28 protein-coding genes, 4 tRNA genes, 1 pseudogene and 1 riboswitch are annotated in these 26400 nt (G+C 31.8%); of the genes and pseudogenes, 12 read left to right on the forward strand and 21 right to left on the reverse strand.

Going from position 1 to position 26400, the window contains the following annotated elements; translation table 11 throughout:
* Positions 1-44: 44 nt before the first annotated feature.
* The 9 genes from tuf to nssR form a co-directional block, all read right to left on the reverse strand.
* Positions 45-1244 (reverse strand): elongation factor Tu, encoded by a 1200-nt coding sequence (gene tuf / locus FOC43_RS05085; protein ID WP_002779448.1) that lies wholly within the window; start codon positions 1242-1244, stop codon positions 45-47.
* A 60-nt stretch (positions 1245-1304) separates the two neighbouring features.
* Positions 1305-1379: transfer RNA gene (locus tag FOC43_RS05090), tRNA-Thr, on the reverse strand.
* A 95-nt stretch (positions 1380-1474) separates the two neighbouring features.
* Positions 1475-1551 (reverse strand) — tRNA-Gly (locus FOC43_RS05095).
* A 6-nt stretch (positions 1552-1557) separates the two neighbouring features.
* A tRNA-Tyr gene (locus FOC43_RS05100) sits at positions 1558-1643 on the reverse strand.
* Positions 1644-1703: 60 nt separating this feature from the next.
* Positions 1704-1779 (reverse strand) — tRNA-Thr (locus FOC43_RS05105).
* A 134-nt stretch (positions 1780-1913) separates the two neighbouring features.
* The gene (locus FOC43_RS05110; RefSeq protein ID WP_002779794.1) at positions 1914-2651 is read right to left on the reverse strand and encodes an amino acid ABC transporter ATP-binding protein; all 738 of its coding nucleotides are present in this window, start codon (positions 2649-2651) and stop codon (positions 1914-1916) included.
* 1 nt (position 2652) lies between these two features.
* Positions 2653-3309, reverse strand: coding sequence for an amino acid ABC transporter permease (locus FOC43_RS05115; protein WP_002780790.1), 657 nt, complete (start codon positions 3307-3309; stop codon positions 2653-2655).
* Entirely contained in the window at positions 3302-4003 is a 702-nt protein-coding gene (locus tag FOC43_RS05120; RefSeq protein WP_002778476.1) for an amino acid ABC transporter permease, read from the reverse strand. The genes FOC43_RS05115 and FOC43_RS05120 overlap by 8 nt, the downstream gene beginning before the upstream one ends.
* 10 nt (positions 4004-4013) lie before the next feature.
* Positions 4014-4610 carry a nitrosative stress-sensitive transcriptional regulator NssR gene (gene nssR, locus FOC43_RS05125; RefSeq protein ID WP_002780788.1) on the reverse strand — a complete coding sequence of 199 codons (597 nt, stop codon included), beginning with the start codon at positions 4608-4610 and terminating at the stop codon, positions 4014-4016.
* A gap of 81 nt (positions 4611-4691) precedes the next feature.
* Between nssR and ctb the strand changes: the two genes are divergently transcribed.
* Positions 4692-5078: a truncated hemoglobin Ctb gene (ctb, locus tag FOC43_RS05130; protein ID WP_002780786.1), complete on the forward strand. Its 387-nt coding sequence runs from the start codon at positions 4692-4694 to the stop codon at positions 5076-5078.
* Between the two features lie 2 nt (positions 5079-5080).
* Here ctb and recG read toward each other — a convergent pair whose 3' ends face one another.
* The 3 genes from recG to FOC43_RS05145 are packed head-to-tail and all read right to left on the reverse strand — an operon-like array spanning position 5081 to position 9151.
* Positions 5081-6895, reverse strand: coding sequence for an ATP-dependent DNA helicase RecG (recG, locus tag FOC43_RS05135; RefSeq protein ID WP_004284920.1), 1815 nt, complete (start codon positions 6893-6895; stop codon positions 5081-5083).
* Positions 6885-8105, reverse strand: coding sequence for a M16 family metallopeptidase (locus FOC43_RS05140; RefSeq protein WP_004284918.1), 1221 nt, complete (start codon positions 8103-8105; stop codon positions 6885-6887). The genes recG and FOC43_RS05140 overlap by 11 nt, the downstream gene beginning before the upstream one ends.
* On the reverse strand, positions 8105-9151 hold the full coding sequence (locus FOC43_RS05145) for a dehypoxanthine futalosine cyclase (protein WP_002778468.1): 1047 nt from the start codon (positions 9149-9151) through the stop codon (positions 8105-8107). Before FOC43_RS05145 ends, FOC43_RS05140 begins: the two co-directional genes overlap by 1 nt.
* 71 nt (positions 9152-9222) lie before the next feature.
* Here FOC43_RS05145 and FOC43_RS05150 point away from each other — a divergent pair, with 71 nt between their 5' ends.
* Positions 9223-10410 (forward strand): MFS transporter, encoded by a 1188-nt coding sequence (locus FOC43_RS05150; protein WP_002791951.1) that lies wholly within the window; start codon positions 9223-9225, stop codon positions 10408-10410.
* A gap of 26 nt (positions 10411-10436) precedes the next feature.
* Here the strand turns inward: FOC43_RS05150 and nusA are convergent, their stop codons facing one another.
* Entirely contained in the window at positions 10437-11525 is a 1089-nt protein-coding gene (gene nusA, locus FOC43_RS05155; protein WP_002778466.1) for a transcription termination factor NusA, read from the reverse strand.
* Positions 11526-11649: 124 nt separating this feature from the next.
* Here nusA and FOC43_RS05160 point away from each other — a divergent pair, with 124 nt between their 5' ends.
* The 6 genes from FOC43_RS05160 to FOC43_RS05185 are packed head-to-tail and all read left to right on the forward strand — an operon-like array spanning position 11650 to position 15828.
* Complete coding sequence (locus FOC43_RS05160; protein WP_002778465.1) at positions 11650-11892, forward strand: HP0268 family nuclease; 243 nt, start codon at positions 11650-11652, stop codon at positions 11890-11892.
* Positions 11889-13190, forward strand: coding sequence for a tRNA (N6-isopentenyl adenosine(37)-C2)-methylthiotransferase MiaB (gene miaB / locus FOC43_RS05165; protein ID WP_002780781.1), 1302 nt, complete (start codon positions 11889-11891; stop codon positions 13188-13190). The genes FOC43_RS05160 and miaB overlap by 4 nt, the downstream gene beginning before the upstream one ends.
* Positions 13174-13797 (forward strand): lysophospholipid acyltransferase family protein, encoded by a 624-nt coding sequence (locus FOC43_RS05170; protein ID WP_002778463.1) that lies wholly within the window; start codon positions 13174-13176, stop codon positions 13795-13797. Before miaB ends, FOC43_RS05170 begins: the two co-directional genes overlap by 17 nt.
* A gap of 8 nt (positions 13798-13805) precedes the next feature.
* Positions 13806-14792 carry a hypothetical protein gene (locus tag FOC43_RS05175; RefSeq protein ID WP_004284915.1) on the forward strand — a complete coding sequence of 329 codons (987 nt, stop codon included), beginning with the start codon at positions 13806-13808 and terminating at the stop codon, positions 14790-14792.
* Positions 14789-15313 carry a hypothetical protein gene (locus FOC43_RS05180; RefSeq protein ID WP_002780778.1) on the forward strand — a complete coding sequence of 175 codons (525 nt, stop codon included), beginning with the start codon at positions 14789-14791 and terminating at the stop codon, positions 15311-15313. Before FOC43_RS05175 ends, FOC43_RS05180 begins: the two co-directional genes overlap by 4 nt.
* Positions 15310-15828: a hypothetical protein gene (locus FOC43_RS05185; protein ID WP_002780767.1), complete on the forward strand. Its 519-nt coding sequence runs from the start codon at positions 15310-15312 to the stop codon at positions 15826-15828. Before FOC43_RS05180 ends, FOC43_RS05185 begins: the two co-directional genes overlap by 4 nt.
* On the opposite strand, the gene thiC is transcribed toward FOC43_RS05185, so the two are convergent.
* The 3 genes from thiC to rpe form a co-directional block, all read right to left on the reverse strand.
* Positions 15820-17112 carry a phosphomethylpyrimidine synthase ThiC gene (thiC, locus tag FOC43_RS05190; protein WP_002780766.1) on the reverse strand — a complete coding sequence of 431 codons (1293 nt, stop codon included), beginning with the start codon at positions 17110-17112 and terminating at the stop codon, positions 15820-15822. The two genes, FOC43_RS05185 and thiC, sit on opposite strands and share 9 nt — an antisense overlap.
* Positions 17113-17156: 44 nt before the next feature.
* Positions 17157-17261, reverse strand: a riboswitch (TPP riboswitch).
* A gap of 22 nt (positions 17262-17283) precedes the next feature.
* Positions 17284-18045, reverse strand: a complete 762-nt coding sequence (locus FOC43_RS05195; protein WP_002780764.1) for a 3'-5' exonuclease — start codon at positions 18043-18045, stop codon at positions 17284-17286.
* On the reverse strand, positions 18042-18689 hold the full coding sequence (gene rpe, locus FOC43_RS05200; protein WP_002783571.1) for a ribulose-phosphate 3-epimerase: 648 nt from the start codon (positions 18687-18689) through the stop codon (positions 18042-18044). The genes FOC43_RS05195 and rpe overlap by 4 nt, the downstream gene beginning before the upstream one ends.
* Positions 18690-18826: 137 nt before the next feature.
* Here rpe and rpmB point away from each other — a divergent pair, with 137 nt between their 5' ends.
* From rpmB to FOC43_RS09135, 4 genes and pseudogenes are all read left to right on the forward strand, one after another.
* Positions 18827-19021: a 50S ribosomal protein L28 gene (gene rpmB, locus FOC43_RS05205; RefSeq protein ID WP_002778456.1), complete on the forward strand. Its 195-nt coding sequence runs from the start codon at positions 18827-18829 to the stop codon at positions 19019-19021.
* 196 nt (positions 19022-19217) lie between these two features.
* Positions 19218-19433 (forward strand): YdcH family protein, encoded by a 216-nt coding sequence (locus FOC43_RS05210; protein WP_002778454.1) that lies wholly within the window; start codon positions 19218-19220, stop codon positions 19431-19433.
* Between the two features lie 422 nt (positions 19434-19855).
* Positions 19856-20107, forward strand: a pseudogene (locus FOC43_RS09130) (methyl-accepting chemotaxis protein); the annotation flags it as partial.
* On the forward strand, positions 20108-20539 hold the full coding sequence (locus tag FOC43_RS09135) for a CZB domain-containing protein (protein ID WP_228762494.1): 432 nt from the start codon (positions 20108-20110) through the stop codon (positions 20537-20539).
* A gap of 20 nt (positions 20540-20559) precedes the next feature.
* On the opposite strand, the gene FOC43_RS05220 is transcribed toward FOC43_RS09135, so the two are convergent.
* From FOC43_RS05220 to FOC43_RS05240, 5 genes are all read right to left on the reverse strand, one after another.
* Entirely contained in the window at positions 20560-21153 is a 594-nt protein-coding gene (locus FOC43_RS05220; protein WP_002784640.1) for an NUDIX hydrolase, read from the reverse strand.
* A gap of 75 nt (positions 21154-21228) precedes the next feature.
* Positions 21229-23292 carry a TonB-dependent receptor domain-containing protein gene (locus FOC43_RS05225; RefSeq protein ID WP_002778449.1) on the reverse strand — a complete coding sequence of 688 codons (2064 nt, stop codon included), beginning with the start codon at positions 23290-23292 and terminating at the stop codon, positions 21229-21231.
* Between the two features lie 242 nt (positions 23293-23534).
* Complete coding sequence (locus FOC43_RS05230) at positions 23535-24368, reverse strand: HpcH/HpaI aldolase/citrate lyase family protein (RefSeq protein WP_004284907.1); 834 nt, start codon at positions 24366-24368, stop codon at positions 23535-23537.
* A gap of 9 nt (positions 24369-24377) precedes the next feature.
* Positions 24378-25550 carry a CaiB/BaiF CoA transferase family protein gene (locus FOC43_RS05235; RefSeq protein ID WP_002778446.1) on the reverse strand — a complete coding sequence of 391 codons (1173 nt, stop codon included), beginning with the start codon at positions 25548-25550 and terminating at the stop codon, positions 24378-24380.
* Positions 25551-25562: 12 nt separating this feature from the next.
* Positions 25563-26393 (reverse strand): hypothetical protein, encoded by an 831-nt coding sequence (locus tag FOC43_RS05240; protein WP_002778444.1) that lies wholly within the window; start codon positions 26391-26393, stop codon positions 25563-25565.
* Positions 26394-26400: the final 7 nt, after the last annotated feature.

Below are 26400 nucleotides of genomic sequence, written 5' to 3' on the forward strand. Positions count from 1 at the left end.
TCCTTAAAAAATTTAAAGCCAAGTATTAAACTTGGCTTTTAAAATTACTTAATAATTTTAGAAACAACACCTGAACCAACAGTTTTACCACCTTCACGGATAGCAAAACGAGTACCTTCTTCAAGCGCTACTGGTGCAATCAAGCTTACAGTAATTCTTACATTTTCACCAGGCATAACCATTTCAACGCCATCAGCTAATTTAATAGAACCTGTTACATCTGTTGTTCTTACATAGAATTGCGGTCTATAGTTATTAAAGAATGGAGTATGTCTACCACCCTCATCTTTATTTAGGATATAAACTTCAGCTTCGAAATCAGTATGTGGAGTAATTGATTTTGGTTTAGCAAGAACCATACCGCGGATAACTTCTTCTTTTTTTGTACCACGAAGAAGAACACCAACATTATCCCCTGCTTCACCTTGATCCATTTCTTTTCTAAACATTTCAACGCCAGTTACAGTTGTTGTTTGAGTATCTTTAATACCAACGATTTCTATAGTATCACCAACTTTTACAATACCTTTTTCAATTCTACCTGTAACAACAGTACCACGACCTGAAATTGAGAAAACATCTTCAATTGGCATTAAGAAATCTTTTTCAGTGTCACGAGTTGGAGTTGGAATATAGCTATCAACAGCAGCCATAAGATCCATAATTTTCGCTGACCATTCGCCATCTTGTCCAGCTTTTGCTTCTTCAAGAGCTTTTAAAGCAGAACCTGAAATAATAGGTGTGTCATCACCTGGGAAATCATAAGAGCTTAATAATTCTCTAATTTCCATTTCAACCAATTCTAAAAGTTCAGCATCATCAACCATATCTGCTTTATTCATAAATACAACGATATATGGAACACCTACTTGGCGCGATAGAAGGATGTGCTCTCTAGTTTGTGGCATAGGACCATCAGCTGCAGAAACAACAAGGATAGCACCGTCCATTTGAGCAGCACCAGTGATCATGTTTTTAACATAGTCAGCGTGACCTGGACAATCAACGTGTGCATAGTGGCGATTATCTGTTTCATATTCAATATGAGAAGTTGCAATAGTGATACCTCTTTCTTTTTCTTCAGGAGCGTTATCAATATTATCATAATCTTTAAGTTCTGCCAAACCTCTTCTTGAAAGAACAGCAGAAATAGCAGCTGTCAAAGTAGTTTTACCGTGGTCAACGTGACCAATAGTACCAATGTTTACATGTGGCTTATTACGTGAAAATTTTTCTTTAGCCATTTTTTCCTCCATATAAAAATTTAACAAGGCAAGTCTATATTTATAATTTTTTCAATTTTATGGAGCTCATAGCGGGAATTGAACCCGCGACCTCTCCCTTACCAAGGGAGTGCTCTACCTCTGAGCCATACGAGCGCTCAGAAAAATTATATAAAAACATAGACAACTAAAAAACAATTTTAGGGGATTTACTGTAAGTTAGAAAAAAAATACAGCTCCCAGTCAAACTTTGGAGCGGGAAACGGGACTCGAACCCGCGACCCTCAGCTTGGAAGGCTGATGCTCTAGCCAACTGAGCTACTCCCGCAAAGCATGGTGGTGAGTCGTGGATTCGAACCACGGAAGGCGAAAGCCAGCAGATTTACAGTCTGCCCTCGTTGGCCACTTGAGTAACTCACCATAAATGAAATATTACATCTAAGCTTATTGTAATATTCTGGTCAAACACTGCTAAAATAATGGAGCTGGTTAAGGGACTTGAACCCCCGACCTGCTGCTTACAAGGCAGCTGCTCTACCAACTGAGCTAAACCAGCAAATAATTTAAAGATGTTATTATATCTGAAAAAAAATAGTTTGTCAAGATTATGCGCTATAAATTATTTAAAAAACAATTTCATAATTAAAAATTTCCCATTAAAAATACAAAAACTAAGATTTTTTATTGAAATCATTTATGATAGTCAAATAAATTAAGGAATTTCTTAGCTCTTTCGCTTTTAGGATTTTCAAAAAAACCATCAGGAGTATTTTCTTCGATAATTTCTCCATTATCCATAAAAATTATTCTATCGGCTACCGCTCTTGCAAATCCCATCTCGTGAGTGACTATAAGCATAGTCATTCCATCTTTTGCCAAATTTAAAATTACCTCTAAAACTTCACGAACGATTTCAGGATCAAGTGCTGCTGTAACCTCATCAAAAAGCATAAGCTCTGGATTCATGCAAAGACTGCGCACTATAGCTATTCTTTGTTTTTGCCCTCCGCTTAACTCTTTTGGATAAGCATCGATTTTATGTGCTAAACCTACTTTTTCAAGCCAAATTTTAGCTTCTTGCAAAACTTCTTCTTTAGCTCTTTTTTGTACTTTTAAAGGACCTAAAAGTATGTTATCTTTCACGCTTAAATGTTCAAATAGCTCGTATGATTGAAATACCATACCCACTTTTTGACGCACTCTTGTCCAATCTTTAAAATTTTTATCGATCTTATCTTGTCCTATTTCTATAACCCCATCTGCAATTTCCTCAAGCCCATTAATACAACGCAAAAGAGTAGATTTTCCGCAACCACTTGGACCTAAAATCACCACCACTTCTTTTTGTTTTACTTCTAAGTTGATATTCTTTAAAGCATGATGAAAGCCATAATATTTTTGCAAATTTTTTATCTTTAAAATACTCATTTTAACTCCATTTTTTTTCTAATTTTTTAGAATATAAAGTAACAGGATAGCAAATTAAAAAAAAGATAAAAAAGATTAGACCATAAATAATAAATGGTGCTAAATCATTTTTATTGTTAAATTCGATGATTTGCTGCCCCACTTTTACAAGCTCTACCGCACCGATTAAATAAGCAAAAGTTGTACTTTTAATCATGCGTGTTAATAAATTCATACTCATAGGTGTTAAACGACGCATAGCTTGAGGAATGATAATATAAAAATAACTTTGAGCTTTATTTAAACCAAGACTTGCTGCACTTTCGTATTGGTGTTTAGGAATGCTTTTTAAAGAAGTTCTTACCAAATCCATCATTTCAAAACTTCCCCAAATACTAAAAACAATAATAGCCGAACTTACACTGCTTAAATTTATACCCAACCATCTAGAAAGTCCAAAATATACCATAAAAAGCCATACTAGTAGCGGCATAACACGAACAAATTCTAAAGCAAAACGACATAAAATATAAATATAACGATTTTTCAGACTCATCAAAATACCTAAAAAAAGCCCGCCAAAAGAAGTTATAATAATACTTACAATAGAAATTTCAAGTGTGATATACAAGCCTTTCCAAAGTCGACTTAAAGTATCTGGATTTAATAGATCAAACATTTGAAAACCTTTTTTCCAAAAAGAACAAAAACAAAGAAATAGGCAGTATGATACATAAATATCCCAAAAACAAAAGCAATAAAAGCTCATCCGTTTTATAAGTAAGTGAATTTAAACCCTTCATAACGGTGACTAAATCCGGCAAAGCTATAATGCTCACAACAGAGGTTTCTTTAATAAGAAAAACAATATTTGCGCTTATTCCTGGCAAGCAAACCCCTAAAGCTTGAGGCATTATAACATAACGCAAATTATTCAATTTAGTAAAACCCAAAGAAAGACCTGCTTCAAATTGCTGCTTTTTAATGGCTTCAAAACCAGCTCTAAAACTCTCTGCCATATAAGAACCGCCCAAAAAACTAAGCCCCACAATAGCACAAGCAAACGCTGGACGCAAAGCCTCATCTACACTTAAACAAATCAAATTCAAAGGCGGAATTTGTTCTAAATGAATATCAAATTTAGGCAAAGCATAATACAAGAAAAAAAGCTGTATCAATAAAGGAGTATTGCGAGAAAATTCTATATAAACTTTACAAAAAGCTTCCATAATCGTTATTTTAAAATAACTCATTAAAATACAAAAAAAGCCTATAATTATAGAAAAAATAATACCAAAAAAACTAAGTTTTAAAGTAAGCCAAGCAGCTGCAATAAAAGCATTTGAATTAGCTAGTATAAAATCAAAATCCATTTTATTCCTATTACCAAAGTCCTTTTTTTAAACCCTCTTTATCTAGGATCTCAATTTTACCCTTTTTTGTCTCAATTAGCTCTGAATTTTTAAATTCTTTTAGAATTCTTGACAAAGATTCAGCACGAACACTTAAATCCACTGCAATTTGTCTTTGCGAAATTTGAGCCAAATTCTTTTCATTTTCCAAAAGATATCTTGCAAGTTTACTTTTTAAATCCAAAGAATTTTCTAATAATTTTTTTTCTAAAATTTTAATTTTTTCAAAAAGAGATGAAATAAGCAAGAAATTAAATTCTTTATTTTGGCTGCACAGGGTTTCAAAATCTTCAAAATCAATTTCTAAAATTTCACAATATTCTTCACAAATAGCATTTGCTGGATATCTCAAACGCTTAAATGTAGGCATTTCGGCTATAAAATTAGGCGGGGTAAAATAATGCAAAGTAATCTCTTTTTCGCCTGCTGTGCTTTTGTATACACGCACTCTACCTTTTAAAAGAATAAAAAATTTTAATGCCTTTTCGCCTTCAAAAAATAAAATATTATTTTTTTCAAATTTTCTTATTTTACCTATACCCTTTAAAAAATCTAAATACTCTTGCATTATAATATTTAACCTATGTTAATTTTATCTCATTTTGTTTGTGCTATATTAACGATAAATTTTTATCCAAAGGCAAACACAATGAAATATGAAACTATAAATCAAGAAAGTATAGCTAAACTTATGGAACTTTTTTATGACAAAATAAGAAAAGATAAGGATTTAGGGCCTATTTTTAACAATGCCATAGGAACTAGCGATGAAGCTTGGAAAGAGCACAAAGCAAAAATAGGGAATTTTTGGGCAGGAATGTTGCTAGGGGAAGGTGATTATATCGGACAACCTCTAAAAAAACATCTTGATTTGCCTCCTTTTCCGCAAGAATTTTTTGGAATTTGGTTAGGACTTTTTGAAGAAAGTTTAGATAAAATTTACAATAATGAAGAAATGAAAAATGTTATTTTACAGCGCGCACAAATGATAGCCTCGCATTTTCAAAATATGCTTTATCGTTTTGGTGGACATTAAGATTATATTTCCATCAAATCTTTTTTTGCTTTTTCCAAAATGTATTCATCTTTGGAAAAATCAAAATATTTAAATTCATTTCCATGCTGGATAAATCCATCGAGCAAATCTCCACTCAAACGATTTTTAAGATCAAGTTCTGCGATTTTAAAACCATCTAAAGTACTAGCAAATTCTTTTAAACGACTTGGAATTTCTTTGAGTTTTGTATAAAGATAACAAGTGCTTTTAAGTCCGACACGACCCACGCGTCCGCGAAGTTGATGCAAGGTAGCAAGGCCTAAGCGCTCCGCTCCTACAATAACAATAGTACTAAGCCTTGGCAATGAAATTCCTACTTCTACGACTGTGGTGCTTAATAAAATATTTCCCTCATCACGAAACCGCTCCAAAATTTCATCTTTTTGTTTATCTTTTCCATGAGTTACAAAAACTTTTTCATAATGACTCTGCCAATATTCTTTGGCCTGTTCTAAAGAAAGATAAGGAATTTTATCGCTTGGATTGACTAAGGGATAGATGATGATGATTTGATGATTTTGTGCGATTTCTTCTTTGATTTTTTCACTAAGCTTTGCAAAACCTTCATTTTGTATACAAAGAGTGGTGATATCCTTTTTAAAAGGCATTTCCTTGATAAAACTAAAATTTAAAAGTTCTGATTGTATCATGCTTAAAGTTCTTGGAATGGGAGTTGCAGAAAATTGTATAAAATGTGGGGCTAATTCATTTTCATTTAAAGAATAAATTTGCTGACGCTGCGCAGAGCCAAAGCGATGCTGCTCATCTATCATTACAAGCACAGCATTATGACTTTGAAGGTGAATGAGCGCATGGGTTCCTATAATCAAATTGGCTTTTTTAATTTTTTCTTCCAAATCTTTTTCTTTTTTACCCCCTTTAATAAATAAAATATCCACAAATTCAGGCAAAAGCTTTTTTGCCTCTTCATAGAGTTGATTGGCAAGTATGCTAGTAGGAGCCATTAAGATAGCTTGTTTTGGATACACCATCAAAGCAGCGCCCAACAAAACCAAAGTCTTGCCACAGCCTACATCCCCCATAATCACACGCCTTTTGGCTTCTTTTGAGTGTAAATCTTTTTCTATGTCTTTTAAGGCGTTAAGCTGATCTTTAGTAAGAGAAAAAGGCAAATCTTTAAGCCAATTAGCTATATTAAAAACATTGATTTGATGAGCTTTAAAATGCGTTTTTTTAGCTTTTAAACGCTTTAAAAAATTATATATTTCTATATATTTTAAATCTTTCTCAAAGCGCTCCAAATTCTCAAACATCAAAAAACTTTTTTCATCATAAGTGTGTAAATTTAAAAGAAAATGGATATATTTATCCTCAATCCCACTTTCTTTTAAATTTTCATAATTAAGATATTTGTGTATAAATTCAGAAATTTTTTTATCTTGTAAACCTTGAATTTGATATTTTGGAGCAAAACCTGCAAAAGAAGTTAAAATTTTAGGATTGTTAAATTGCCAAACATGGCCAAAACGCGTAAGTTTCCCATTTAAAATAAGTTCTTTGCCTATTTTGCAAATTCCAAAGTGCCAAGCCCTAGGATGAAAAAACACAAAGGAAATGTCTTGACTCCACTCTTTACAAAATCCCAAACCAAAGAGCTGACCTTTTTTTGAATGAATGCTTTTAATGATTATTTTTTGAGTGCATAGCTCATTTTCTTTAGGTGTTTTGCTTGGACTTAAATTTTCGATTTTTTTAGGTAAGATAAGCGCTAAATCAATCGCGCTTTTAATTTTTAATTTTTTAAAAAAATCAAAATCATTTTCTTTAATTTTCATTTGCAATACTTGCAAAATTTAAATCTAAAATTTCATTATGTTTTTGAATATAAGCATTTAGCTCTTGAAGCTCTACTTTTTCTATAAGCTTTAATTCTTCTTTATAATATCCTTTTGGCAATCCCTGATAGTACTCATTAAAACTTATCGACAAACGCCTACTAAGACTTTCATAACGCAAAGGAGTTGAACCTATGAGAAAATTTTTAGCCTGCACAAGCTCATTTTGACTCACTCCTTCTTTTACAAAATCTCTAAATACTTCTTTAACTATCTTTTTAGCTTCTTTAGCACTTTCATTTTTAGTTTGCAAATAACCAAAAACTCTAGTAAAAGATGCATTCATATCAAGCATAGCATAAGCAGAATACGCAAGCCCTCTTTTAACACGAATTTCTTCCATTATCCTTGATCCAAAACCGCCTTGACCTAAAATAAATAGTGCGATTTTTGCAAGATAAAAATCCTTATCATTAAATTTTGTAAAAAAGGGTGCAGCAAAGTAAATATAGGCTTGTTCGCTTTCTTTTCTGATTTGGATTATGTCTTTATTTTTTGAGTTAATTTCATAAGTTTTTTGTGAATTTCGACTGCCTTTTTGAAGTTTTGCTAATAATTTATTTAATAAGCCTTTAGCCTTTTCTTGGGCTAAATTCCCGCCTAAAATCACTACAAGATTACTTAAATTAATATTTTTCTTATAAAAACTCTCCAAGTCGCTTAAAGAAATTTGCTTGATACTTTTTTCATCGCCATCATTTGGACTTTGAAATTCTTTACATTCAAAAATTTCGCTATTAAGCAAATTTTTTGCTAAATAATCAAAATCACTATTTTTACTAGCAAGCTCACCTAGGGCATTGATTTTTAATTTTTCTAAAATTTTTTCTTCAAATCTAGGATTTAAGAGTAAGTTTTCTAAGTGTTTTAAAGCAAATTCAAAATTTTCTTTCAAGCAAGAAAGATTGATTTCTAAACTTTCAAAACCACTACTTGCTTCCAAATTTACAGCTTTAAATTCCAATTCTTTAAAAAAGCTATCATCTACACCCTCATTTAAAATTCTTGCAAACATCTTTGCAAGTCCTGCTATTTCATCATAACTTCTTCCACAATTTCTAAAAACAAGCTTTAAGATAACAATAGGAAAATCGTTATTTTCTTCAAAAATAAAAGGAATTTTTACTCTACTAACTTCTAAATTCTGCATTAAAACCTTTCTAAAATTTCATAAGCTGTATTACGCTTAGCGGGATTTTCACCTAAGCTTTTAATCAGTCTTATCATCTCATCTTGATTCATTCTATAACTCGCACCTGCAGCGCTTACAACATTTTCTTCCATCATGGTTGAGCCTAAATCATTGGCCCCAAATTTTAAAGCAAGTTGCCCAATCAATGAACCTTGTGTTACCCAAGAACTTTGTAAATTTTTAAAATTATCCAAATAAAGTCTAGCCAAAGCTAAAAGTCTTAAATATTTGTTTGAACTTTGCTTCATGATTTCAGGATGTTTTTGGATTAATGCTGTATTTTCACTTTGAAAACTCCATAAAATAAAAGCTCTAAATCCTCCTGTTTCATCTTGTAATTTTCTTAAATGCTCGAAGTGATCTATAATCTCCTCATCACTTTCAACCGTTCCAAACATCATAGTAGCAGTGCTTTTCATACCGATTTCATGCGCTCTTCTATGTACTTCTAGCCAAGTAGCAGTATCGCATTTATTAGGCGCGATAATATCTCGCACTCTATCGCTTAATACCTCAGCACCCGCTCCAGGTATTGAAAACAAACCTTTAGCTTGAAGTCTTTGTAAAACTTCAGAAATTGAAATTTTAGAAGCCTTGGCAATATAAGCAATCTCAACTGCAGAAAAACCATGCACGGTAATATTTGGATAATGCTCCTTAATCCACGAAACAAGCTCTTCATACCATTCTATTTTTAATTTAGGATGCACCCCGCCTTGAAAAAGAATTTGCGTCCCTCCAATAGCTTCAAGCTCTTCGATTTTTTTACCAATTTCTTCAAAACTCAAAATATAAGCGTCATCTTCTTTATGATGGCGATAAAAAGCACAAAAAGAACAATCTATGCAACAAACATTGGTGTAGTTTATATTTCTATCTACAACAAAGGTGGTGATTTTTTCGGGATGAAGTTCTAATTTTCTTTGATAAGCTATTTCTCCAAGTTCTGCTAAATTTGCATTCCTTAACAAATAAAGAGCTTCTTCTTTATCTAATCTTTTCAAGTTATTTCCTTAAATCCATTTTTAGCTTTATTATAGCATTTAAAAACATAAATTATGCTATAGTTTCGCTTATGAATTATATTGACTTATTGAAAAATAATAAAAATATTAGAATACTAACCTTAGTACAATTTATCGTGTATTTTGGCGCTTGGTTTTCCCAAACAGGTGTTTTTACTCTTTTAGTAAGCCTTAACGCTCCTACTTGGGCAACGGCTACAAGCGCTATGCTTGCTTTTTTACCAGGAGTTTTGCTTGCTCCTATTAATGGAGTTATAGTAGAAAAAAACAAACCCAAAAAGCTTTTGTTAAGTATGATTAGCATAGAACTTGTTTCTATTTTCTGCCTTATCTTTGTAACCAGTCTTAGCATGCTTTGGCTTTTATTTATTTTAATTTTTGTTAGACTTTGCGTGGCTTCGATTTATTTTCAAGCTGAAATGAGCTTGCTAGCTAAAATTTTAAATCCAAAAGAACTCAAGCTTGCTAATGAGATGCATAGTGTAATTTGGGCGGTTTCTTATACAGCAAGTATGGCAAGTGCGGGAATTTTTATCAATTTCTTTGGCATTAAAGCGGCCTTTTTGTTTGATTGTTGTCTGATAATTATTGGAATTTTATTTTTAACCAAACTTCATATTCCTCATTTTAAACAAAAAATTCAAAATAAATTTTTTATTCTGATTAAAGAAGGTTTTTTATATGTTTTACAAAATAAAATCATCCTTCATCTTATTATATTGCACGCTTTTATAGGACTTACCGCTTATGAAACACTCGTAACTTTATTAGCCCAACACGAATACAAAGAAGTTTTATCCGCTGCTTTGGTTATAGGGTTTTTAAATGCAATAAGGGCTTTAGCTTTAGCTTTTGGTCCTATTTTTCTAAGTAAAATCACAAACAATAAAAATGTATTTTTTCTATACTTAGGTCAAGGTTTAGGAATTATACTTTGGGCTTTAACCCAGTTTAATTTTTATATTTCATTTATAGGCCTTATTGCTGCGGGATTTTGTACCTCATCCCTTTGGGCTTATACTTATACTATGATTCAGAAAAATTGTGATAAAACTTACTATGGCAGAGTGATTGCTTATACAGATATGGTTTATCTTAGCTTTAGCGCTCTTATTTCTCAACTCATGGGCTTATTGTTTGAACAAGGTTTTAAGCTTGCTATAATCACGGCTTTACTTGGAATGGTATTTATATTTGCGGCTTTTTATTGGAGATGGTTTAATAAGAAATATTTGTGAATTTTACAAATTCACAAATTAAAAGATTAAATTTTAAATAAATCTTGCAAGTTTTTCAAGGCTTCTTCATTACTTAAAGTATTGCTTGTGGTGCGAGCATTCACTTCATTAAGTTCGATTTCATATCCACTAAGCATACCCGCAAGACGAATATTAATACCGCTTTTTCCAATGGCCTTACTCTTTTGCTCGCTGTTTAAAGTTACAATTGCTTTTTCATTTTCAATTTTTACAGAACTCACTATAGCAGGTGCTAAAGCTCTTGCGATTAAAATTTCAGGTTCATTGCTAAATTCAATACAATCTATATTTTCATTATGTAATTCTTTACTCACAGCGTTGATTCTAACCCCTTTTACACCTACAGTAGCTCCCACAGGATCAATATTTGCCCCATTTGCTTGAAGTATAATTTTCGCTCTTTCTCCAGGAATTCTAGCGCATTTAACTACGCTTACATATCCATCTTTAATTTCAGGCACCTCTGCTTCAAGTAAACATTCTAAAAATTTAGGGCTTGTGCGACTTAGCTCCATTTTAATACCCTTATCCGTATAAACACGGCGTATCACAGCTTTAACAACATCGCCCACTTTAAATTTTTCACCCTTGATGCGATTTTTTCTAGGTAAAAAAGCTCTTAGCTCATCGATTTCTATATAGGTATTTTCCTCATTATCAATTCGCACAACATTTCCAAAAACCATTTGACCGACTTTATTTTTATATTTTTCAAAAATGGTTTGCTCAAGTAGTTTTTGTATATGGTATTCTAATTCTTTATGTAAAATATTTACAGCTGTTCTTCCTAAATTTTCTAAAGAACATTCATAGGTAAGCTCATCACCAATTTCAACATCAGGTGCTTCTTTTTTAGCCTTGCTAAATTCAATATAACTTTCTTTATTTTCATTCAATCTTTCGTCATTATCAGCCACAACTGTAATTTTTTGATAAAGATTTAAATTTTTTCTATCTACAAAAAAGTCATATTCTTGCCCATAAATTCTTTTTGCTGTATTTATCAAAGCTATAATAACTTTTTCTTTCACGCTTTCTATATCTAAATTTTTCTCATTCGCAATGCTTTCTATAATGTCTGCGATTCTTTCCATAATTATCGATACCTTTTCTTTTGGGATTTTTTTAAGAAAGTAGATTAAAAGTATATCTTTAATAAGTTTAATTAAAAGTAAAATTTGATAAAATTATAGATTTAAAAGACGCTAAGGATATAATATGGATTTAAAATTGGCAAGAAATTTAATCAATGAAGAGCCTAAAAATATTAGTCTAGCTAAAATTGAAGAGGCTGTAAATCAAGAAGGACAAAAGTTTTTTTATTTTGATAAAGAAAATTCACACAAAGATCTTATTGCCTTGGTTGAACACTTTGAAAAAAAAGGCTTAAGTGTTTATCATAGAACTATCAGATATGGTTTAGATAGTAATGATTTTATGTATGAGGTTCATATTCTTTGAGCTCGAAAAAACTTTTTATTCAAACCTTAGGCTGTGCAATGAATGTCAGAGATTCTGAACATATGATAGCAGAACTGACGCAAAAAGATAATTATACTTTAACAGAAGATATTAAAGAAGCAGATTTGATACTTATCAATACCTGCTCTGTGCGTGAAAAGCCTGTGCATAAGCTTTTTTCAGAAGTGGGTGGCTTTGAAAAGGTTAAAAAATCAGGCGCAAAAATAGGAGTTTGTGGATGTACAGCTTCTCATTTAGGGAGTGAAATCTTTCGTCGTGCTCCTTATGTGGATTTTGTACTAGGAGCTAGGAATATTTCTAAAATTACCCAAGCTGTTAACACTCCTAAATTTATGAGCGTTGATATAGATTATGATGAGAGTGAATTCGCTTTTGGGGATTTTAGAAATAGCATTTATAAATCATATATTAATATCTCTATAGGTTGTGATAAGCATTGTACTTATTGTATAGTTCCCCATACAAGGGGAGATGAAATTTCCATTCCTTTAAATATCATCTATAAAGAAGCACAAAAAGCAGTAGATAAAGGAGCTAAGGAAATTTTCCTATTAGGACAAAATGTCAATAATTATGGTAAAAGATTTAGAAATGAACACAAAAAAATGGATTTTTCAGATCTTTTAGAAGAACTTAGCACCATAGAAGGATTAGAGCGCATCCGTTTTACAAGTCCTCATCCTCTACATATGGACGATAAATTTTTAGAAGTATTTGCCAAAAATCCAAAAGTTTGTAAATCAATGCATATGCCTTTGCAAAGTGGCTCAAGTCAAATTTTAAAAGCTATGAAGCGTGGTTACACCAAAGAATGGTATCTAGATAGGGCATTAAAATTAAGAGAACTTTGCCCAAATGTTAGCATATCCACAGATATTATTGTTGCATTTCCAGGAGAAAGCGATAAAGACTTTGAAGAAACCATGGAAGTTTTAGAAAAAGTACGCTTTGAACAAATGTTTTCTTTTAAATACTCTAAACGCCCTTTAACCAAAGCTGCTACCATGCCAAATCAAATCGATGAAGAGATAGCCTCAAATCGACTTAGTACTCTACAGGCTCGTCATAATGAAATTTTAGACGATATTGTTAAAAAACAAGAAAATAAAACTTTTAAAGTTCTTTTTGAAGAATTAAGAGCAGGCAATGCTATCGTGGGTAGAACAGATAATAATTTTCTAGTGCAAGTTGAAGGCAGCGAAGAGCTCTTAGGAACTTTTAAAGAAGTAAAAATTACTAATGCAAAGCGTATGGTTTTATATGGGGAAATCATTTAAAATAGCTTTTATAGCACGCTTAGTTTTCATTCTACAATGGTTGATTTTTCTTACTTGTAAAAAAACCTACAAAGGTGATAAAGTTGATCAAATTTCTAATGTGATACTTTTTTGGCATGGGCGTCTTGCCCTTATGCCTTTCGCATTTAGGCATTTTGGCAAAAAAGGAAAAAAAGCTTATGTTATGATCTCTCATCATAGAGATGGGGAGCAAATTGCTAGAATTATCAAATTGTTTGGATTAGATACCGTGCGTGGAAGCACTTCAAAAGGAGCTAGTACAGCTCTTCGAAGTGCTTTTAAAATTTTAGATGAAAATCATGATGTAGTCATTACTCCTGATGGGCCACGCGGACCTTATCATAGCATTTCAGATGGAGCGGTATTGCTTGCACAGAAAAAAAATGTTAAAATAAGAATTTTAAACTATGAGGCAAGAAATTTTTGGGAATTTAAAAGTTGGGATAAAATGATTTTACCTAAGCCTTTTACTCATTTAGTCTATAGGCTTAGCGAACCCTTGGATATTTCAAGTTTAGATAAAGATCAAGCTAAATTTTTTTTACTTGAACATTTTAAAAAAATTGAACAAATGGATAAATTTTAAGGAATAAAATGTTATTTTTACTTAAAAAAATATTACCACAACTTTTCACAAGTATTATTTTAGAAGATAAAAAAAACATCCTTAAAACTTCTATATATAAAAATCACAAACTTATAAGTAGGAATGAAAAAACCTTTGATAAGAGTGAAAAATTATTAGAATATGTAAAAACACTCAATAGCAAATTTTTATTTTATCACACAGCATTATTTTTAAATGTCAAAGAGCAAGGTTTGATTCCTAGTAAAAACGACAAGGATTTTGAGCGTTTTAATGTAGGTAAAATGAGCTTAAAATCCATCGCTTTAAATAATGCTTTGATATACACAGCAACAGAACACATAGAATACTTTAATGAATTGTTTGAAGATTATGGTGGTTTAGATTTTTTATACTCTCCTTTTGCTATACTTTATCATAATATTTTAAAAGAAAAACCAAACAGCGATAAAATAACTCTTTACGCCTATAAGCATGAGCATATTCTAACTCTTATAATTTGCCGAGGTATTGAAATTTTATATGGAGATATCATTTTCTTTGAAGAAGAATTGGATCTAGAATTTGGACATCAAGAAGAGAATTTAGACAACTTAGGCGAAGATACATTAAATGATACTGAAGTAACGCTTGATAATTTTAATGAAACCCTAGAAGATAAGCTTAACGCTCTTGATCAATTTGATAATATTTTAGGAAATAATGAGAATGATTCAGAGTTTTTGGATGGCAAAGATAAATTTGATCTTGAAGAAATGGATCAATTTGGAAACGACATAGAACTTTGTCGTCATATTGTTACAAGTATTGAAAAATTTTATAAAGATGACAAATATCCAAGTGCGTTTATCGATAAGGCTTTAATCCTTAGCGCCAAAGAGCTTGATCAAAGTGCTATTGAATTTTTAGAAGAAGAAACTTTACTGGAAATTGAATCTAAGCCAATCAATACCTTAGATTCAATCATAGAACTTATGCAAAAGGAGCTTCAGTGAAAAGCTATAGCTTCATACAACCTAGAAAAAAACCTATCTTTACACTCTTTGACAAAATATGGTTTGGGCTTTTTAGTTTTGGTATAGTTTTTATTTTTGCGGTATATTTTCTATATCTTACTCAAATCGCATTAACGCATAATTTTATAGAAGAGCAAAAAGAACAAGTTTTGCAATTTCAAAATAAAACACAAGAAAACGGAAAATTATATGATATTCTTCTAGAACAAAGTAAAATTGCAAATACCTTTCACACTCAAAATCAAGCTTTCAAAAATAGCTTAAAAAATCTTTTTGATATAATAGTTAAAACCGATGGAATCACTCTTGAAAGTATAGAACAAGAAGAAAATTCTCTAAAACTTATAGGAGTTACGCCAACAAAAGAAATGTTTGCCCTACTTTTAGAAACACCGCTAAAAAGTATTTTTGATCAAAGTTTTACAACTTATTATCGTTTAAACAATGGCTGGTATCGCTTTATTAGCATAAGTAAACAAAATTCAGGAGTTTTACAATGAAAGATAAAAGTCTTGAAGAATTAAATATTTTAAAGATTGTTATTTATGTTTTAAGCTTTATTACTGTATGTACTGCTTTGATTTTATTTTTATTATTGCCTGTGCTGAAAGATTACAAACAAACCCATTTAAGAAAAAATTCGCAAGCAGCTATATTTAATGCAGCAAAAGCTAAGCTAGATGCTAGTGAAAATAAAATAAGCGCCTTAAGAACAGAAAATAATAAAAGTCTAGAGCAATTTGAACAACAATTCAATCTCACGCACTTTCAAAATTTTTTAGAAAAATACTTTGAAAATATCCAAATAACAGAACTTAAACTAGATAAAAAAGAAAAATATCTTACCCATAGAATCAACATCCGAGCATCGATAAATAATCCTAGACGCTTATATGACTTCATAGATGCCTTAGCTCAATATAACAATCTTGTAAAGATTGATTATCCCATGACCTTAAAGGCTAGTGATCATGGGATAATGATAAATCTTAATGTGCAAATTTACTCAAACTAGACTTACATTCTCGCCTTTTAAGACCTGATTCATTGTATTCATAGCACACATTTTTCCACACATAGAGCAGGAATTTAGATCATCGGGGCGTCTTTCGTTAAACATTTTTTTAGCTTTTTCGCCATCAATGGCAAGTTTAAACATTTTCTCCCAGTCGATATCCTGTCTCGCCTTACTCATCTCATCATCTCTTTTTCTTTCTTTTGGAAGCTTAGCTAAATCCCCTGCATGAGCTGCAATCTTAGTAGCTACTATACCATCTCTAACATCATTTAAATTAGGCAATCTTAAATGTTCAGCAGGAGTTACATAACAAAGTATATCAGCACCCGCAGCAGCAGCCACAGCACCACCGATAGCTCCACTTATATGATCATATCCAGCACCAATATCCGTAACTAAAGGCCCTAGAACATAAAAAGGAGCGCCTTTGCAAATGCGTTTTTCAATTTGCATATTAGCTTCAATCTCATTAATTGCCATATGTCCAGGTCCTTCTATCATTACTTGAACACCTGCTTCCCACGCTCTTTGAGTGAGTAAAGATAATTCGATAAGTTCAGAAATTTGCGCTGCATCACTTGCATCATGTGTAGATCCTGGACGCAAAGCATCACCTAAAGATAGTGTCACATCGTATTTTAAACAAATTTCAAGCAAATCATCATAGTATTCAAAAAAAGGATTTTCAGCTTCTTTCATAGCCATCCACGCATAAAGTACTGATCCTCCTCTAGAAACTATATTAGTAAGTCTTTTGCTTTCTTTAAAAACTCTAGCCGCGCGCGAATTTATACCCGCATGTATAGTCATAAAATCAACCCCGCTTTTTGCATGATGATAAACCACATCTAAAAAATCCCTAGCGCTGATTTGTTTTAGATCTTTTTCTAAAAATCCTACCGCATCATAAACTGGAACTGTTCCTATCATAGCTTTTGAAACTGCGATAAGCTCATCTCTAAAACGACTTGTTTTGCCATAATTGCTTAAATCCATAATAGCTTCGATTCCAAATTTGTGAGCAAGCTCTACTTTTTTCATCTCCTCACTATAATCAACACAATCATTTGAAACACCTAAATTTACATTTACCTTAGTGCGAAGTCCAAGTCCTATACCATTTGGATCAAGACTTTTATGATTGATATTAGCAGGGATGATAATCTTACCACAAGCTATATTTGCAAGCAAAAAATCTTTGCTTACTTCTTCTTTTTGAGCAACAATCTCCATTTCTTTGGTAAAAATACCTTCTTTGGCATAAAGCATTTGAGTTTTCATATTTATCCTTTGAAAAATTTGGATAAATGAGGGTGCAAGTAAATTGTAGAAAGTATAAATCTTCCCGACGCTAGCATTATCTAGTTCCGGTTCGGTCTAAGCTTTTAGCTTACTCTCAGCCTGTATCACAAGCTCCCGTCATTTATGTTTTAATTATACTCTTTAAATATTTTATTTTTGCTTTATGCGAGAAGTCTTGGTAAAATTTATAAGTTCTTCAGTGGTTTTGATATGATAAGGGAGTTTGCCAAGACAATGTTTAAAAATTTCAGCCGCAGCCAAAGCGTCGTTTAAAGCTCTATGGTGGGCATTTTTTATCCCTAAAAGCTCTTTTAAAACATCTAATTTATATCTTGGACTTTCTATACAGCATTGCGCAAATTCTATGGTGCAAATACGACGATTAAGCAAAATTCCAAAACCACACTCATTTAAAGCCTTGGAAATAAAACCATAATCAAAACGCACATTATGTGCGACAAAAATACTGTCTTTTAAAAAAAGTCTAAAATCATTTAAAACCTTAGTCAAACTCGGTGCATCTTTTACCATGTCTAAATTAATTCCTGTAAGTTCTGTAATATTTTCAGGAATTTCTTTTACCTGTACCAAAGAGCTAAAACGATCGATTTCTTGCAAATTTTTTATCTTAACTGCACCTATTTCTAAAATTTGTCCGTTTTTAATCCCGCCTGTACTTTCTATATCTACAATGCAAAAAATTTCTTCTTTGATCTTTTTTGTACGCGTTTGCAAGGTAAAAATATTATTTTTATCTAGAGTTAAACCCAAACCCAAAAGCTCGAAAGTTTCTAAATCAAGTTCATAATCTTTTAATTCTTCAATCTTTTTAAATTCTTTAATTACCCACTCATAGGGCTTACTTTGCTTACTTAAGATAGAAATAATCTGATCAACTTGCTGCAAACTCAAAATTCAAGCTTTAAAGATGAAATTGAAGTTTTATAATCATTTGAAGAAAAAATATAACTTCCAGCGACTAAAATATCTGCTCCCGCAGCTTCTAAATCGCTTGCATTTAAGCCATTAACCCCGCCATCAACCTCTATAAAAACCTTAGCATTTTTTTCATCGATCAGTCTTCTTAATTCTTTGATTTTATCATATACTAAAGGTAAAAATTTTTGTCCGCCAAAGCCAGGATTAACACTCATTAAAAGCACCATATCTACAAAGTCTATCATATGTTTTATGGAATTTATAGGAGTATGTGGATTTAAAACAATAGCAGGATGGATTCCTTGACTTCTTATATACTCGCAAAGTCGTATAGGGTGGGCTTCACTTTCTATATGAAAAGAAATAAATTTAGGCTTGATAGGGATAAAAAGATCTACAAATTTACCCACATCTTTTACCATTAAATGGACATCTAAAGGTATTTCGGTAATGGTTGAAATTTTTTCTATTACACAGGGTCCAAAGGTTAAATTTGGAACAAAATGCCCGTCCATAACATCAATGTGCAAAAGATCAGCTCCTGCTTCATCAATTGCCTTAATCTCTTCTTCTAGTTTTAAAAAATTGGCCGATAATAAACTCGGAGCTACATACATAAGCTTAGCCTCGTAAAGTAAAAAATTTTAAAGAAAAACATTTTATCTATTTATAAATTAAAAATAGTATAAATATTTGAATATTTTAAGCTTAAATTTGATAAAATCTTGATTTAAAATTTCCAAAGGATGCAAATATGGCAAGAATATGTCAAATCACAGGTAAGGGACCAATGGTGGGTAATAATGTCAGCCATGCTAACAATAAAACAAAAAGACGCTTTTTACCTAATCTTAGAACAGTTCGTGTAACCCTAGAAGATGGCACTACAAGAAAAATGAGAATTGCTGCCTCTACTTTAAGAACTTTAAAAAAACAAAACTCTAAATAAACTCTTGAGGATTCGTCCTCAATGACTTAAAAATCTTCATTATAATTATTTAATTTAACAAATCGCTAATTTGTAACATATTTAAGATTTATTGAATTATTTAGCATTTTTTAAGCCAAAAATATCATTTAATTAGTTATAATGTAACATATCGTTTAATATTTTTTAAATTGTATCAATTTTTAAGGAGAATTTTATGTTACATGAATATCGTGAACTTATGTCAGAGTTAAAAGGAAAAGATGCGCATTTTGATAAATTATTTGAGCGCCATAATGAACTTGACGATCAAATTAAAGATGCAGAAGAAGGAAGAAATTTATTAAGTGATATTGAAATTTCAAATCTTAAAAAAGAAAAATTACATATTAAAGATCAGTTAAACCAATATCTAGCAAACTATAAAAAATAGGGTAAAAAAATATGTTTGGAAGTAAAATAAATCATACAGAGCTTCAAGATATCAAGAATGAAAACCAAAATCTTACTCAGCAGCTTGAGAAAATCAAGGCTGAAAATTTAGAGTTAAAAGATAAAATTTCACTCTTAGAGCAAGAAGCTTTAGAGTCAAAGTTAAAAACCGATCTTTTAAATGTATTATTAGGCGGTGTTTTGAAAAATATTACCATAGTCCAAAGTGATATGCTTGAAAATGTTAATAAAGCTGAAATTATTTCTAATTATTCCAAAACTTCACTAGCTGAGATGGATGAATTAAACCATATAGCCAATTCTATAAACGCTTCTTTGGGTGATATCACAGAGTCAGCTAATAAAACACGCGATGTTGCAGGAACTTTACATCGTAGCGTTGATGAGATTACAAATGTAATTAACCTTATTAAAGATGTATCCGATCAAACCAATCTTTTAGCATTAAATGCTGCTATAGAGGCTGCTAGAGCAGGAGAACATGGTAGGGGTTTTGCTGTTGTTGCGGATGAAGTTAGAAAGTTAGCTGAAAAAACTCAAAAAGCTACAACAGAAGTGGAAATGAATATCAATCTTCTAAAACAAAATGCAAATGAAATGTATACCCAAAGTGAGCAAGTGGAAAAAATTTCTATTAATTCTAACGCACACATTATGAGTTTTTCAGAAAAATTTACCCACTTAGTCAACGAAGCACACTCTACAAATTCGAATGCTGTAGGTATTGCCTCAGAAGCATTTGTATCTTTGGCAAAACTTGATCATATAGCATTTAAACTTAATGGATATAAAGAAATTTTTGCAAAATCTGGACAAGAATTAGCCGATCATACAAGTTGTCGTTTAGGTAAATGGGTAGCAAGTACCGGAAAAGAAAGATTTGGCGATAGCAAAAGCTTTATAAAAATCAATGAGCCACATCAAAAAGTACATGAAAATATGAATAGCGCTATCCGCATCGCAAACACAGAAGATGTAAGCTTAAGCAATACTCAAGATGCAATTATCAAAAAATGTGAGAATGCTGAAAATGCGTCTTTGCATTTATTTGATGTATTTAAAGAAATGCTTAATGAAGCAAATTAATCCAAAATTCTTTGCCTTATTTATTTAAGGCAAAGTTCTTTCTTTTCTTTTAAAAACCACAAATAAGCAAAATCAAGCAAAGGTGTATGGATTATCTTTTTAGAAAATTCTTCATATTCATTGATCTTTACAAAAACAGCCTCTATTTGCTCGTCATCAACCCCGCCACCATCACAAATTTTGTCATTCTCATCTACAATTGCAAAATAAAAACTTTGCTTACTAACCCCCGAACCAAAACCTGTATAAAAGTCGCCTACTTTTTCAAATTCTTTAGGGGCATAGCCTAATTCTTCGATGCATTCTTCTTTGGCTATTTGCTCTAAGGGTAAATCTTTATCTACAAGCCCTGAACAAAGTTCTATGGTATAGCCCATATTTTCATCTTTATGATAGTTTTTATCTTGCTTTTGATGATACCAAAGCGGTATGCGAAATTGACGAACAAAAATAAAGCTTTTCAATTCTTTATGATATAAAAGAATTGAAACGCTATCTTTGGATTCTATAAAATCCCAAGTACAAAACTTTCCATTGCTCTCATAACTAAATCTTTTGGGTTTGATATAATTAGACTCGCAAAAAGGAAGCTCTTTTAAATTTTTAAATATCATAAAACAAAGCCTTTATTTTTTCTTCATTATACTTTGTTTTTACTTGTTTTAAGTTAAGACACTCTTTTTTTCAATTTAAAAATCATATTTATAACTTAACCAAAAACTTCTTCCTTCTGTATAATCTTGATAGCGATTTGCATAACCTCCTGGATTAGCACCATCCCATCTTGTAACTTGCGGATCAAAGAAATCTTTATCAAAAAGATTTTGCACTGTAAAGCTCAAACTTGATTGTTTATCGATTTTATAATTTACTCCCAAATCCACTATATAAAAAGGCTTATATTTTTGCCATGGCAAAGTGCCACTGCCACCACCTTTTGATCTGGCTATAGTATCAAGTCTTGCACGCGCTTTAACATAAGAGCTAAATTTTCCTTGCTCGTAATTTAATTTTAACATAGCAATATGTCTTGGTAAATTTTCTATTCTATCTCCACCAAACCAATTTGTCTGTCCATCCTTGTAGCGATTATCCATAAAAGTATAACTTGAATTAACACTAAAACCCTTATAAGGTTTTGTATTGAAAGCCAATTCTATACCCCTAGTTTGTGTTTTACCAAGATTGATAGAACGTTCGCATGTAACACCATTGGCACAATCAATACCATTGTACATTCCTGTTAACTCTTCGCTACTGATTTGATTTTTAAAATCAGTAATAAATCCTGTAATAGAATAATGAGCAAAATCAAATATTCTAAAATCAACTCCTAGCTCATAATTTGTACTTTCTTCAGGTTTTAAATCAGGATTTCCAAAAGAAGCACCATTATTGCTATAATTATAATAACCATTGGTGAGTTGTTTTGCTGCTGGAGTTTTATAACCCATAGCTACACCTCCTTTAAAAGCAACATTATCATTTAAATGATAAACAAGATATACTCTAGGAGTTACTTCAGAATCAAACAAATCACTATAAATATAACGCAAGCCTGTAGTAAAAATCAAATCATCACTGATAAAATATTCACCCTCGCCATAAAGTGCAACCGTAGTTTGATCAAGATTTTTACCCCTTATTTCGCTACCTGCACTTTCTTGATCGTTTTTGAGTGTCTCATAGTCTATTCTTGTTCCAAAGGTACTTACTAAATTTCCATATTTATCCAAATTCCAAGGCAAGACAACCTTTCCTTCTCCTACCCAAATTTGACTATGCAGATCTTTATCTTTAGTACTACCATACTGTAAGTATGAATTTGTAGTTCCAAATTCATAATTTCCATCATGATTTAAAACGACATTGTCTTTAAACAATTGCCTTTCGCTTTTAATAGCACTACTACTTGTGGAATTTACTGAAATTTCATTGATATAACGCTCAACATCTAAATAAACATTATTGCTATCATCTACAGTCCAATTCAGTCTTGATCCAAAACCTAAACTCGTAAAATATCCAGGACTATGACTTGCGATTTGATAATTTTCAGGTCTTTGAGTACCATTACTCCAAACTGGCGTAGGCCATTTTAAATCAGAAGCTGCCTTATCATAATACTTAATCCTAGCAGAAATTGAAAGTGTATCTTCAATCAAAGGTGTAGCCACATAAGCATTAAAACCACCCGCATTTCCATATTTACTAGAATGCTGCTGTAAAAGGGTGCTAAATTCTATATTCGCTTCGGTTTTATTGGGATTTTTTTTAGTAATGATATTTATTACCCCACCTACTGCATCGCTACCATAAAGTGTAGAAGCAGGTCCGCGTATCACCTCGATACGCTCTATCATAGATGCGGGTGGTAAATATCCTGATTCGCTACCGCCAAAACCATTATCATAAAAACCATTAGCAACGCTTTGACGCTTTCCATCAATCAAAACCAAAGTGTAAGAACTTCCAAAACCTCGTATGCTAAAATCATAAGTACCGGTTTTATTCATAGTAACATCAACACCCGGGATATCCGAAATTGCTTCTCCTATATCCTTAATAGGCTTTTTACTAAGCTCTTCTTTAGTAATAACAGAAATACTAGCAGGCGCATCCACTAAGTCTTGTTCAAAACCACTTGCACTCACTACCACATCATCAAGTTGGTATTGTTCTTCTGCTTTGATTTCACCTAATCCCATCAAACAAAAACATAAAATGCTTAATTTAAGCTTTTTAGCATTCATTATCCTTTTTCCTTTCTTGTATTAGGCTATTATGATAGTTAAAATCAATTTTGAAGTATAGATAAAAATGACTTTAAATTTACTTAACTTTGATAATAATTATAAAAACAATTTTAAAGCTTAAAATTTGCACAAAACATAGCTTTTTAGAAATATTATAAGTTATTTTAAAGACAAGTAAGAGGATAAAATATCTTAAAAAAAGTATTATATTTATACACAAATAATTTATTCAAATCTCCCTATGAGAGATTTGAATTGCTATCTAACAGAATTTGTTCTGCTTTCTTAATAACGGGTAGATCCACCATCATTCCATTGTAGTTAAAAATAATATCATTGCTATTTTGCCTAAGTGATAAAATTTCTTTTGCCCATGCAATTTGCTTGGCCGATGGGCTAAAAACTTCATTAATTGGTGCAACTTGGTTTGGATGAATGCACAAAGACCCCCCAAACCCCATTGATTTTGCAAATATTAAATCCTCTTTTAATCCATCAATATTTTTTATATCAGGATAAACTCCATTTATTGGCGATAAAAGACTGTATTTTGTGCTTTTTAGAATAATCTGTGTTCTAATGCTATTTAAAATAAAATTCTTACCCTCACCCTCTTGCAAATTTAAATCCAAAGTCATATCTAAACTTCCAAAACTTAATGCTAAAACACTCGGATGCCTAGCAATATCATCTAAATTTTCCACTCCTAACGCACTTTCAATAATAGGTAATATAGGAAGTTCAAATTGACTAAGCATATCTATATCCTCATAACTTTGCGCTTTTGGCAATACAACGCCAATAATGCCATTAGATTCTTTAATAGTTGAAATTAAAGACAAATCTTTTTGAAATTCCTTGCTTTTTGTTTCATTGATTCTTATAAGAAATTTATCATTATTTTTAGCACATTGGCTTGAAAAATCTACAATATTTTTTCTTCCAACTTCTTTTTTTGCCACTTCAACAGAATCCTCTAAATCAATAATAATTTGACTAGCACCACTTTGCAAAGCTTTTGTAAATCTTTCTGGAAAAATTGATGGAACAAATAAAAAACTTTTGGCTTTCATATAAAATCCTTAGATAATCTTTTTTTCTTTGAATAAATTTATCTTATCAGAAAAGCCAAATTCTTTAAGAATTGATTCTGTATGTTCTCCAAGAGCTGGGATTTTATCCATTCTAGCTTCATAATTGTTATTTGTCGCAGGTGGCAAAAGTGCAGGAATTTTTCCAACTTCACTATCAACTTCCCTCCAACGATTTCTAGCTTTTAGTTGTGGATGCTCCCATACTTGATTAAGTTCGTTAACATTTCCATTTGCAATTTTTGCTTCATCAAGACGATCTACAACTTCTTTTGCACTAAGGTTTTTGAAAGCATCTTCGATTATTTCTTTTACTTTTGATGCATTTTTGGTTCTTAAGGTATTATTTTTAAAATCTTCATGCTCGATCAATGATTCATCTTGCAATACAATTTTACAAAAACTTTCCCACTCTCTTGGATTTTGCAAGCCAAACATTACAACTCCATCTTTTGCCTTATAAGGACCATATGGAGTAATGCTTGCATGAAATGCACCCTTTCTCTCTGGAGGAGTCGCATTTTTATAGGTGTAATAAAGAGGATAATTCATCCATTCAGCCATACATTCTAGCATGGAAATTTCTACCCTAGAACCCTTTCCCGTTTTTTCTAAGTATAATAATGCCTGTAAAATACCGCTATAAGCATACATTCCTGCGGAAATATCTGCGATACTGATTGGAACTTTTACACATTCATCTTGCGTACCCGTTATAGAAACTAAGCCGCTTTCTGATTGTATTAAAAGATCATAAGCCTTTTTATGCCCATAATTTCCACCTTCGCCATATCCAGAAATATCGCAAACTATAATCTTTGGGTTATATTTTTTTAGATTTTCATAATCTAATCCCAATCTTTTAGATGCTCCAAATGCTAAATTTTGTACAAAAATATCTACTTTTGGTAAAATCGTCTTGATAAATTCAAGCCCATCAGGATCTTTTAAATCAATAGCCAAACTTTCTTTGCTACGATTTACCCATACAAAATGACTAGCTATGCCATCTACTCTTTTATCATATCCTCTTGCTAAATCTCCCACTTCAGGTCTTTCGATTTTAATAACTCTAGCTCCCAAATCTGCCAATTGCCTTGTACAAAAAGGTGCTGCTATTGCTTGTTCTATACTTAAAACTAGTTTTCCTTCTAAAGGTAACATCTCTTCTCCTTTTTATTTAAAATGAATAGTGCCAGAATGTGCCACAAATCCATTTTTATTTATCCATACTTCAGCAGTATTGTTGTCAATAATTTTTGACTCCACAGCAAAACTATCAGGAACACAAAGTGCATGCATACCTCTATAACTATAATTAATAATTTGTTTATCGGGATGATTTTTTACAAAGCAATTAATCATATAAGTTGCCAATAAAGGACCATGTATAACTAAACCATGATAACCCTCAACTTGCGTTGCATAAGGAAAATCATAGTGGATCTTATGGCCATTAAAGGTTAAAGCAGAATAGCGAAACAAAAGCGTGGAATCAGGTTGCATTTTTTCAGAATAATCTGCATTCATAGCAACTACATCGCTCGTAAGCTTTGGAGGTGCTGGTTGTTTATAAACAATATCCTGTTCTTCCTCGATTTTTAACTGCTCTTTTTGATAATAGCAGTGCTCTAAGGTAACAAAAGTAAGTTTTCCACTTTTTCCTTGTTTTTCTTGAATCTTTTTTATTGTGGTTATTTTTGTTGCATCTTCTCCAATAATCAAAGGAGCAATAAAGTTAAATCTACCTCCTGCCCACATACGATTGACTTCACCAAAGCTTGGAAAAAAGCTATTTTTATCTAGTCCTAGTTTAGGATGGCCATCTCTGCCTAATTTATCTGGAGTTAGTGCTTCATTAAAAAAGCACCATTGCCAAAGATATGGAAGGGCATCGCCATTTTTTAATTGCTTAGATTGTAGCGTTGCAACAATTTTTTGCACCTGTTTTTCATTGATGTTTTCTGTAAATTTTTCTTGTTTTCCAATAAAATTTTCATAACTCATTTTTTTC

The sequence above is a fragment of the Campylobacter coli genome, assembly GCF_009730395.1.
Taxonomy (GTDB): Bacteria; Campylobacterota; Campylobacteria; order Campylobacterales; family Campylobacteraceae; genus Campylobacter_D; species Campylobacter_D coli.